Genomic DNA, 11,341 nt, shown 5'->3' on the forward strand with positions numbered 1-11,341 from the left:
GGATAAATATTTATCAGGTGCGCCTTGGGTACTCCTAAAGCAGTTATTTGTGCTGTGAAAAATAGTCCCAAAGGTGAATCCAGTCTTGGCCGCCCGCAATGCTAATATCATCAAGATGGCTTCTCGTGCCTTGCCGGAAACTTTCGCCCGATCGCCCGATCGTCGAAGATAGAACAATTCGAGGCAAAGCACCTGCCAAGCACAACTGTTAATTCGGCAACAAAATATAATAAAATTTAAAGTCTTAAACATCAGCTATTCCCCCAACCAGCAAATCGCCCAATCTAAAAGCAAAAATCTACATGAATGTCAGAGTCCGTCTAGCCCCCAGTCCCACCGGAAACCTACACATCGGTACCGCCAGAACCGCCGTATTCAACTGGCTGTTTGCCCGCAACCAAGGCGGCAAATTCATCCTGCGGGTAGAAGACACAGACGTAGAACGTTCTAAAAGCGAATACACCGATAACATCCTCGAAGGCCTCACCTGGCTGGGTATGAACTGGGACGAAGGCCCGAGTTTTCAGTCGCAGCGTCTGGAAATATACCGCCGAGCAGTCCAAACCCTTCTAGACAATGGACTCGCCTACCGCTGCTACACCACGTCGGAAGAACTCGACGAAATGCGGGAAGCACAAAAAGCCAACAAACAAGCCCCCCGCTACGACAACCGACACCGCAACTTGACAAGCAAAGAGCGCGCAGCTTTTGAAGGCGAAGGGCGACAAGCTGTGATTCGGTTTATCATCGACGACGATCGCATGATCGCTTGGAACGACATGGTGCGCGACACCGTAACCTGGAAAGGTAGCGACCTCGGCGGCGATATGGTAATTGCCCGTGCATCCAGCGGTGGCGTCATCGGCCAACCCCTCTACAACCTCGCAGTAGTTGTCGATGACATCGACATGGGCATCACCCACGTCATTCGTGGCGAAGATCACATCGGCAATACTCCCAAACAAATATTGCTCTACGAAGCTTTGGGCGCGACAATCCCAGAATTTGCCCACACGCCGCTGATTTTAAACTCCCAAGGACAAAAGCTTTCTAAACGCGACGGCGTAACCTCGATTTCTGACTTCAAAGATATGGGCTACCTGCCCGAAGCTTTAGTTAATTACATGACTTTGCTCGGTTGGACTCCGCCAGATTCAACGCAGGAAATATTTACACTGTCGGAAGCAGCAGAATTATTTACATTCTATCGAGTCAACAAAGCTGGTGCAAAATTTGATTGGGATAAACTCAATTGGCTAAACAGTCAATACCTGCACAAAATGCCAGTGCCGCAATTGACAGATTTGCTGATACCTTATTGGTGGCAGAAAGGCGGTTATGAGTTTGACTTGGAGGCAGACCGCCCCTGGCTCGAACAAATAGCTGCTTTAATCGGCCCGAGTCTCGTTCGCTTAACCGATGCTGTGGATATGTGTAAGGTTTTCTTCTCCACCACGGTGGAATACGAAGAAGAAGCACTCGCACAGTTGCAGCAAACAGGGGCTGCACAGGCTTTACAAGCAGTTGTAGAAGCGATGGAAAGTCATTCGTCCCTGACATCAGCGGAAGCTCAGAAAATCACTAAAAAGCTCAGTAAAGAGAAAAATCTTAACAAAGGGCTAATTATGCGATCGCTCAGAGCCGCTCTGACAGGTGCAATGCACGGCCCCGACCTGATAGAATCTTGGGTAATCCTTCACCAGCGAGGAACGGCTAAAACCCGTTTGCTTGATGCCATTAGCAACTTGAATTTGCCTGGTGTTGGTGTGGCGGCCGAAACTCCAACCCCAGAACAATCAAACGCAGAAACAGTCGCCGAAACTCCTGCTACAGAACAGCCAACAGTCGAAACACCGACTGTGGAAACAGCAGCGGCCGAGGTGCCAGCAGTCGAAATATCGCCTGTGGAAACAGTCGAAATATCGCCTGTGGAAACACCCGGAACGGAGGTTTCAGCAGTCGAAATATCGCCTGTGGAAACAGCCGGCACCGAGGTTTCAGCAGTCGAAATATCGCCTGTGGAAACAGCCGCAGCAGCAGTTGAAATACCTGCAGCCAACCAGCAAAAAACTATTGCGAGTGGAGAAATGACTTCATCAAACGAACCAGAAACAACCGTTATCATCACCGAAATTCCTGCCGGAAATGAAGCAGACAGTTCCAGCGATACCACAAAAGTCATAATTACCGACGAAACACCAAGCCAGAGCCAGCAGATCAAAGAACAAATTATCGCAATTTTGTCCGAGTTTCCCGCTTACATCGGCAGCTTTTACGAACAGTACAAAAGTCCCCTGACTGTTATCGGTGTAATTGTAGCCTCGATTATCTCTTTGAAAGTGCTTTTGGGGATAATAGATGAACTCAACGACATTCCCCTGCTAGCACCCACATTCGAGCTAATTGGTATCGGATACACCGGGTGGTTTATCTACCGCTATTTGCTGCGATCGTCCAATCGGCAACAATTAGCTCAAGAAATTCAAGCATTGAAAGAACAAGTTTTCGGCAAAAAGTCCTAAACTTTTGCTGTAATTTGTTTGATTTGTGCCCGACATTGATAACTTTAAATAAGTTGTTAGTGTCGGGTTTTTAAATGACTAATCACTGTTGACTGTTGACTGTTGACTAATGACTAATCACTAAACCCCAGCAGCAGTAAAAGCCGCCCAATAATAAGGATTGGCAAAAGGATAGGGTTTGCGGTTGCGAATTTGCTGCAAAGAAGCCTCCGCAATCAGGCGAGAACTTTGAGAAAGCCGATCGAACATTTGCGAAATTTGAGGTTGAAAATCCGCCAGCAACACCTCCAATTCCTCGCTAGTCAAATCCCGCAGCCACCTTTGAGCCTCCCCCAGGGCGATCGCCACATCTCCCACCTGCAACCGAGAAAACCGTCCCAGATTTTCATAAAACTTGCTCGTCAGCAGCAGCGTAGAAACATCATTCACCTTCCAAAGACTGCTAACCACACTAGACGTGCCAGCATACAACAAACCCGCCGACAAACCCACAAAATCTCCTCCAGCACCGCTAACTCCGCCAGCGGCAATTTCGCAACCAGATAAAGTAACTAAAAAATATTGCCGAAAATCCAGATTAAAAATTTCCTCCAAACTCAGAGAATCATTCCTCAAAAACACGGCGGATTTCAGTGGCCAAGCCAAATTAAGCAAACTCAAACAAGCAAAGTGAGCGCATTTCTTATGCTGCAACTGCCCTATTTGCTGGGGTAAATTCCCATTATTAGCAGACATTTCTTGGGAAAAAGCCTCTTTAATTGCCGGCTTATGTCGCACAACTTCTGTACTGGCAAAATACTGGGAAATAGTGCCGATTTCAATGTTGCTGTAGAACGCATCTCTGGTGAAAGTTGGAATTGCCAAAAGCTGCTGCAAACCGGGTTTGTACCGACCAATAGCCGCTCCGTGTGCACTTTGTCTCAACAGCAATAGCTGACAGCTAGGAGCATAGCGAATTCCTCCGGCAAATCGATCGATCAAAGAAGCAGCAGGCGCTGCAACGTCGCCAAAAGACGAACTTTGAGAAAAATCCGAAAGGGTGTAGGTTTCCACATCAAAACCGCTGCGATCACTCCACCCAGACCTAAAAATTCCCCCACCGTCATCAAACCCGTCTCTCCCCGCCAAAGGCAAAGCGTGGAGTGGCAAAGCGTGCAAAAATCGGTGCGGCACAAAAATCAGCCGATCGCAATTATCGGGAATCAGCGCCACCACTCGATCGATTTCCAGCATCGTAGCCAAGCGTTTGAGGCGAGTCTGGAGATGATTGATCCAGCGACCTTTTTGTTCAGAATAAGCGGTGAGGTACTCCTGGGCCCAACTTTCGGCAGCCAAAGCATTTTCCGACGAACACAGGTGAACGGCGGGATATTGTGCACTCTTTACCACCACAAAAGCAACCAGCAACTCCCCCAAACTCGCCCACACCACAGCAGCGCAATTGTCATCAGGCAACAATTGGCGAATTTGCTCAAAAGCGATCGGTTCAACTTTGTGAGCGAGGCTGAAGAAAGGGTCGTTTGCCTGCACCTCCCGCGCAATCAACCTATCAAACTGCTTCCACAATTGATTTAAGTGCATGAAGTCCGAGTTCGGCAGTAGAGAACCGCTGCTCAAACCTTGGCTATCGCCCTCAGAAATCAAGGTCGTGTTTGGCTCAGGTTCTCCCTGTTCTTGCTGCCGCTGTTCCCCCGCTATTTCCAGTTGCAGGGACTCCAACTCGCTTCGCACCGCTGCAGGAATTTCGGCTTTCGGAGTCAAGTAACATTTAACCAGCAGTTGTACCAAATTCCGATTTTTGTGGCGTTCGGCGTATTCCAGAGCCTTAGCGTAATATTCAGGTTGGCTGGCGCCGAGTTCGAGGCAAACTTGCACCAGGCATTTATAGAGTCCAGCCCAAGTGCGGGTTAATTTGACTTTTGCGGTACTCGTCCGTGAAGCGTAGCTATCCCGTAGGGAATCGCCAAAATCGACTGTATCAACCCCAACTTCGCAACGCAAGAATTCCACAGTATCGACAGCAGCAGTAAAAACCCCGTAGGCGCGAAGCAAGTCGCCTCGAATTCGGTAAGCTTGACCCAAATAAAATAAAATTTCAGCCCAGCGGTGGGGATAGGTTTCGCGAGTGTAGACTTGACAGGCGCTTTGATAGCAGCCGATCGCGCTTTCCATGTGGGACAAGTTTTCCGCCTCCGTCAGTTGCGAATAAGCCCTGCCGAGATAAATTTGCAGCATTGCCCAGCGGTTGGGATAGGCTTGCCTGGTGTAGACTTCGCCCGCATTTTGATAGCAGGCGATCGCGCTTTTGAGGTTGCGGTTTTTTTCCCCTTTCACGTGTTCGCAGAAAGCGCGGCCGAGGTAGGCACACAGCATTGCCCAGCGTTCGGGAGATTTTTGGCGGTTGCAAAACAGCAAAGCATTTTGATAGCAGGCAATCGCCATTTCCATATTTTCGGCTTTTTCCCCTTTCACCCGCCGACTGTAGATCCTACCGAGGTAAGTTTGGATCGAAGCCCAGGCTTCGGGAAATTTGATGCGGGTGTAGACTTGTAAAGCATTTTGATAGCAGACGATCGCCATTTCCAAATTTTCCACCGGATCGCCTTTGATGCGATCGACAAACACCCGGCCCAAATTCCTTTGAGTCGTCGCCCACTGCTGCGGAAAAGCTTCCCGAGTCCGCACCTGCAAAGCTCTCTGATAGCACGTAACCGCGTATTCCAGATTTTCGGCTCGGTTGCCCCCCAGCAATTCGCAGTAAGCATTTGCCAAATTATTTTGAGTTGTGGCCCAACGCCGGGGAAACACCTTGCGGTTGTAGACTTGCAAAGCATTTTGGTAGCAAGCGACTGCCAGTTCCAGATTTTGGGCTCGGTTGCCCCGTAGTCGGCGGCTGTAAGCACGGCCGAGATTGTTTTGAGTGCTCGCCCACTCTTCCCCGAAAGCCTCGCGGCTGCGAACTTGCAGCGCGTTTTGATAGCAGGCGATCGCCTGTTCTAGATTGTCTGCAGGATCTCCCCTGAGACGCTCGCTGTAAGCGTTGCCCAGATTATTTTGCAGCGTCGCCCACTGTTCCGGGTACTGTTCGGGCGTGCGTACTTGTAGGGCATTTTCAAAGCAAGCGATCGCCTGTTCGATATTTTGAGCCTTATCACCTTTGGGGCGATCGCTATAAGCGTTGCCCAGATTGTTTTGCATCACCGCCCATTCTTGGGGAAAGTCTTTGCGGGTAAACACCTTAGCAACTGTTTCGTAACCGGCAATTTCGATTTCCAAGTTATGAGCCTTGCTGCCGAGGGGAAACCGCCCAATTTTGTTGCTCAGATTGCCGATTAACGCTGCAATGCGCCTAGTCTCCGATTCTTTGGCAGCAGGGAGCACCAAAGTGGCCCAGTGGCGCAGCAGTTGTGCGAAATTCTGGTCGAGTTTGTCTAAATGGTTTCTCAGCAGCGAGTACAGGTGCTGCGAATCAGCGCCGCGCGCCACTGCCTGCAAGACTTCTGCTAAAAAAGCCAGATATGCTGCCCCGGTTGCGGGCAATTTATAATTCCCTTTTGCAGATTCTAAGGGTGCGATCGCCCTTTGGAAAAATTTTGCAGCTTTCAGCAAACTTTCTCGCGTCAGTGCCGGTTCTTCCAAATAAAGCGTTTGCACGAACCCAAAGTCGATCGACTTTGGGTTCGTCCTCAAAATCAAATCTATTCCTGAGTCCCCAGGATTTTCCAGCAGCGCTTGGAGCATATTAACATCAGTTTTGCGACGCTGTTCGTCCATCGTGCATTCCGCCAAACTATTAACCATAGGAGCGCTGATTCTGTGCAACCAAGTGAACTACCCACCCCTAAATCGTAGTACCGAATATAGTAGGGGCTTCTGTACTCATAGGCGAGTGCCTTAGCTGAGACTTTCGTCCAACCTTTGGTCTTACCTCGCATCCTAAAGCAGAAACGGTTGAACTTTCCGCCTTTAGTGTTTTGATAGCTTCTGCTTTCATCTTTATCGGTGCATTCCCCTCCCGATCGCGATCGCTAGCACAGTGAGGACAAGTCCCTTCCCTCATATCTAATGGCATCTCGGTCATTTGATCGAAACAATTAGAACAAAGTTTGGAAGTGGAAACCCCTCTATCAATCTCGACTAAGTTCCCGCAATCAATGCCCGCAATCTTACCTTCTTTTGTTGTCTGGTTCTCAGCTTGGATTTCAGTCAGTATAGATGCAAGATATTTCCCTGAATATTTTTTACTAATAATTGAATTATGAATTTCACCCTCACTTAATCTATATCTATTTATTTGGGGCTTAGTTATTTCGATATACCGGAAAATTCTAGTAACCGCTACCAATTTGACGTTTTTAGGATACTGAAATGACTGTTTTTTATCTTGAGGTGGGAACTTATAAAAACCCGCCAATCTATCAAAAAAATTTTTGTAGGCAGTGGTTAAATTGAGCGTAGTAAATTGCAAAAATTGGCTGTATAACTCACCTAACCATCCACTTTTATCTAATTTTTTGAGAGTCAGTAAAAGTGTGTTTAACCCGAAGCAGCCAAGTCCTTTACCAGTTTTTTTATAAACTTCAATTGATTTATTTAGACCATAATTAGACCACCAACGCGCACACCCAAAAGTTGAAGCTACTTGTATTTGTTGATTTTGGGTAGGATACAAACTAACTTGGATAGCCTGGTGTAGCAATCAACATCACCTCCTTGGTTCTTCTATTCTCTCACAATATACAGTATACAGTTGATGATCAAAGCATTACGAAAAAATTTTTTTTGTGACGAGGATTACATCTTTTCTCTCTTGAAAGCGATAAGCAAAATTACTTGAGGATGCAATCGTCATCACCCGCCCTTCCCACTATAACGGTACTCGGTTTAGTGGGAAGGGCCCGAAATAGTTAAACCAGGATTCACCAGTCCCAACAGACACTCACATAGCGAAACTAGCACCTACGATCGCTAATAGTATGATTTTGCGCGTGCCTCTTGAGTAAAATCGCGGTTAAAGGCACCGTCACCATGTGGGGGCGGGTTTCACAGGCCTTTCTAAAATTGAAAAACCCGCCCCCACAGACTTGCAGCGGGGCGGGTTTACTTTTACCCCGATCAGACTTACGCTAAGAAACCTGGTTTCTGGGAAAATATTGGGTTTAGTAACGAGAAATCTTGAAAGAAACCCGGTTTCTGAGGAAGAGTGTGTCCTGGACTAAGTGAGTTATCTAGGATATTGCGCGAGTTTCAGCGCTACAGCTAACAAAAAGCAACTCAGTAGATTTTACTGTACCGCTTGAGAACGCAAGGCTGACTCCACTGCCTGCAGAGCTCGATCGACTTCAGCGGCGGTGACAATCAGCGGCGGGACAAACCTCAGCACTTTCGGGCCTGCAGGAACCAACAAAACTCCTGCGGCGATCGCAGATTTGACGATATCAGCGGATGTAAGTTCGATATCAGCTTGCAATTCCATCCCAACAATCAAACCCCAGCCGCGCACTTCGGCAATTAAATGCGGATATTCGGCCGCCAACTTGTTGAGGCCTGCTTTCAACTGTTCCCCGCGCTGCTGCACGTTTTCCAGAAGGTTTTCCCGTTCCAAAGTTTGGCACACGCACAAAGCTACAGCGCAAGCAAAAGGATTGCCGCCGAATGTGCTGGCGTGACTTCCCGGTTCAAATACATCGCAGGAAGATTTGCACAGCATAGCGCCGATCGGGATACCGCCACCTAACCCTTTCGCAGACGTAAAGATATCCGGTTCAATGCCGAGGTTTTCGTAGCCCCAGTATTTGCCGCTGCGTCCCATCCCGACTTGCACTTCGTCGAGAATGAGCAAAATGCCTTTTTCGTCGCAAATTTCCCGAATGCGCTGGAAGTAAGCGATATCTCCGGGGCGAACTCCGCCTTCGCCTTGCAGGGCTTCCAGCATAATTGCAGCTACTTGGCGTTCGTCTTTGTCGAGTTGCTCGATCGCACTTTCGATCGCACTAATATCGTTGTAGGGCACATAGTGAAATCCGGGAACTAAAGGGCTAAAACCTTTCTGGTATTTAGGCTGTCCCGTTGCCGTAATTGTCGCCAAAGTCCGCCCGTGGAAACTCGCAACAGCGGTAATGATTGTCGGATTCGAGATATTTAATTTTTCGTGGGCGTATTTGCGGGCGAGTTTAATTGCTGCTTCATTAGCTTCCGCGCCGGAGTTGCAAAAGAAGGCTCTGTCAGCGCAAGAATGGTCTACAAGCCACTTCGCCAGCTCGCCCTGTACGGGGATGTAATAAAGGTTAGAAACATGGTGCAGGGTCTGAATTTGCTGAGTTACCGCTGCAATCATTGCCGGGTGCGCGTGTCCCAGAGTGCAGGTAGCAATACCAGCCACAAAATCGAGATATTCGCGGCCCTCGGTATCCCAAACGCGGCAGCCGAGGCCCCGTTCTAGGGCGATCGCAAAACGCCCGTAAGTTGTCATTACATAGCTGTCGAAGCTCTCAGAACTGAAGGGACTGGCTTCGGCTTGCACGCTTGGTTCTTTTAGTAAGGTTTCTGGACTCACGAATCGCTCCTTAACACATAATATTCAGACCTCGATTGTACGGTAAAAATCCAGGTTAGCGGTGCAGGCTGTTAGTTTTGTCATAAAATCATAACAGTAACCTCAATTAATCCCTCACAAATCTACTGATGAGTTATTACATTTCTCCTAACTTTCTCGATAAAGTTGCGGTGCACGTCACTAAGAACTTTTTAAATTTGCCAGGGGTAAGAGTTCCCCTAATTTTGGGAATTCACGGCCGTAAAGGAGAAGGCAAAACTTTTCAAACCGAGCTGGTTTTTCGGCGGATGGGCTTTGAACCGGTGATGATATCTGGTGGGGAATTAGAAAGCCCGGATGCAGGAGATCCGGCGCGTTTAATTCGCTTGCGCTACCGGGAAGCTGCAGAGCAAATTAGGGTGCGGGGTGAGATGTGCGCCATCTTTATTAACGATTTGGATGCTGGTGCTGGCAGGTTCGATACTACTACTCAATATACTGTCAATACTCAGATGGTCAATGCGACTCTGATGAATATTGCTGATAATCCAACTAATGTGCAGTTACCGGGAAGTTATGACAGTACGCCGCTGCACCGAGTGCCAATTATTGTCACCGGAAATGATTTTTCTACGCTGTACGCGCCGCTGATTCGCGACGGGCGGATGGAGAAGTTTTATTGGGAACCCAGCCGGGATGATAAAATTGGCATTGTTGGGGGAATTTTTGAGTCGGACAAATTGTCAAAAACCGATATTGTGGCGTTAGTGGATAATTTTGCCGATCAGGCGATCGACTTTTTTAGCGCTTTGCGATCGCGCATTTATGACGAACAAATCCGCGAATTCATTCACAAAGTAGGAATCGAGCGAGTTTCCAAGCGTTTGGTAAACACTTTGGAAGCAGCGCCAGATTTCCAGAACCCGAATTTTAGCCTCGCTCATTTAATAGAAATGGGCAGTTTGATGGTGGGTCAACAAAAGCGGATTCAGGAAATGCGCTTAGTAGATGAATACAACCAATCGCGCCTTTTCAACGTTCAAGGAACCCCCAATTCCCCTGCTGCTGCGCCCACGCAAAGTGAATTAAACGACCCGTCATCCAAATATTATAAGGCTTACGTTGAGCCAAGTTCTGAAGCGGGTAACGGTCATGCGGCGCGGCTGAGTTCCGAGGTATTGGAACAAGTAAAGCAGTTGTTAGCAAGAGGCTGCAAAATTGGCATGGAATATGCAGATAATCGCCGATTTAAGACTGGTTCTTGGCAAAGTTGCGCGACGATTAAAACTGCACAGGAAAAAGATGTGGTTGCATCTTTAGAAACTTGTTTGGCGGAACACGGCGGCGAATACGTGCGGCTGATTGGTATCGATCCAAAAGTCAAGCGGCGGGTAGTTGAAACAATTATTCAGCGGCCAAATTAGGACAAGCGTTTACAGATTTAAATTCTTGCATATTTGGGGCGGGCTAGAAGCCCACCCCACAAGATTTTGATTTTTTTTGACAGAAAATATACCTATTATGGTCGTTCACTTTCATCTCTTGAAATTATCTGTGTTTATCTGCTTAAAATCTGCGGTTAACCTATCAATCAAAGATTTATGCAAGAAATCTATTATGTAAAAAATTATCAAAAGTTGTGCGATCGCACATAGCACCTTGAGCACCCACTTTAGTTGTGCACAGAGCGCCCGCTGCTGCGCCCCACCGCACCGCCTCTGACAAGGACAGACCGGCATCTAATGCAGAGGCAAAACCGCCGTTAAAAGCATCGCCAGCAGCCACAGTGTCGATCGCCTCTACAGCAAAAGCCGGTACAAAAAAGGTTTCATCCGCCGTAACAGCAACAGCCCCCCGATCGCCCAATTTGACAATAACATTCTTGACGCCACGCTCCTGCAAGTATTTGGCAGCTACAATAGCTGTTTCCGTGTCATTCACCCGAAAACCGACTAACTGGCTGGCTTCCACTTCATTCGGCGTGATAATGTCAATTAGCGGATAAAGTTCGATCGGCAAATCCGCCCTAGCCGGTGCTGGATCGAGAATAACTCGCACCCCCGCTTGACGAGCAGCTTTCGCAGCTTTTTGGACAATTTCCAGGGGAATTTCTAACTGTAACAGCAAAGATGTAGCTCCTGTTAAAAGTTTTTTGAGACGTTGTATCTCTGCTTCACCGACATTGTTATTCGCGCCCGGAATCACAATAAGCTGTTGTGCATTTAAAACGCATAGTGGTATAATATAACATAATGATATTCAGACAAAGTGAATGCCTGCTAAA

Annotated in this window: 6 protein-coding genes and 2 pseudogenes; 3 read left to right on the plus strand and 5 right to left on the minus strand. The window is 47.9% G+C overall.

All coding sequences use genetic code 11. The features are described 5' to 3' along the window. Nucleotides 1-43: 43 nt before the first annotated feature. The gene (locus tag QUA03_RS20805; protein WP_333214550.1) at nucleotides 44-187 is read right to left on the minus strand and encodes a hypothetical protein; all 144 of its coding nucleotides are present in this window, start codon (nucleotides 185-187) and stop codon (nucleotides 44-46) included. A 115-nt stretch (nucleotides 188-302) separates the two neighbouring features. On the opposite strand from QUA03_RS20805, the pseudogene gltX reads away from it, so the two are divergent. Continuing rightward, nucleotides 303-1,745, plus strand: a pseudogene (gene gltX, locus QUA03_RS20810) (glutamate--tRNA ligase); the annotation flags it as partial. Nucleotides 1,746-2,087: 342 nt separating this feature from the next. Continuing rightward, nucleotides 2,088-2,522, plus strand: a complete 435-nt coding sequence (locus QUA03_RS20815; protein ID WP_333214562.1) for a CAAD domain-containing protein — start codon at nucleotides 2,088-2,090, stop codon at nucleotides 2,520-2,522. A 120-nt stretch (nucleotides 2,523-2,642) separates the two neighbouring features. Here QUA03_RS20815 and QUA03_RS20820 read toward each other — a convergent pair whose 3' ends face one another. From QUA03_RS20820 to QUA03_RS20830, 3 genes are all read right to left on the minus strand, one after another. Beyond that, a complete protein-coding gene (locus tag QUA03_RS20820) occupies nucleotides 2,643-6,323 on the minus strand; it encodes a CHAT domain-containing tetratricopeptide repeat protein (RefSeq protein ID WP_333214552.1) in 3,681 nt (1,226 codons plus the stop codon). A gap of 40 nt (nucleotides 6,324-6,363) precedes the next feature. Further along, on the minus strand, nucleotides 6,364-7,221 hold the full coding sequence (locus QUA03_RS20825; RefSeq protein ID WP_333214554.1) for a transposase: 858 nt from the start codon (nucleotides 7,219-7,221) through the stop codon (nucleotides 6,364-6,366). A gap of 585 nt (nucleotides 7,222-7,806) precedes the next feature. Further along, the gene (locus tag QUA03_RS20830) at nucleotides 7,807-9,078 is read right to left on the minus strand and encodes an aspartate aminotransferase family protein (protein WP_333214556.1); all 1,272 of its coding nucleotides are present in this window, start codon (nucleotides 9,076-9,078) and stop codon (nucleotides 7,807-7,809) included. Nucleotides 9,079-9,206: 128 nt separating this feature from the next. Between QUA03_RS20830 and QUA03_RS20835 the strand changes: the two genes are divergently transcribed. Continuing rightward, nucleotides 9,207-10,481: a ribulose bisphosphate carboxylase small subunit gene (locus tag QUA03_RS20835; protein ID WP_333214558.1), complete on the plus strand. Its 1,275-nt coding sequence runs from the start codon at nucleotides 9,207-9,209 to the stop codon at nucleotides 10,479-10,481. A 175-nt stretch (nucleotides 10,482-10,656) separates the two neighbouring features. On the opposite strand, the pseudogene QUA03_RS20840 reads toward QUA03_RS20835, so the two are convergent. Next, a pseudogene (locus QUA03_RS20840) lies at nucleotides 10,657-11,268 on the minus strand (ribokinase); the annotation flags it as partial. Between the last annotated feature and the right edge of the window lie 73 nt (nucleotides 11,269-11,341).

It is taken from the genome of Microcoleus sp. S36b_A4 (assembly GCF_036700645.1).
Taxonomy (GTDB): domain Bacteria; phylum Cyanobacteriota; class Cyanobacteriia; order Cyanobacteriales; family Microcoleaceae; genus Microcoleus.

Bases quoted from the DNA above. Each gene is read 5' to 3' on its own strand.
- QUA03_RS20835 (WP_333214558.1), top strand. From the start codon at position 9,207: ATGAGTTATTACATTTCTCCTAACTTTCTCGATAAAGTTGCGGTGCAC.
- QUA03_RS20820 (WP_333214552.1), bottom strand. From the start codon at position 6,323: ATGGTTAATAGTTTGGCGGAATGCACGATGGACGAACAGCGTCGCAAA.
- QUA03_RS20815 (WP_333214562.1), top strand. From the start codon at position 2,088: ATGACTTCATCAAACGAACCAGAAACAACCGTTATCATCACCGAAATT.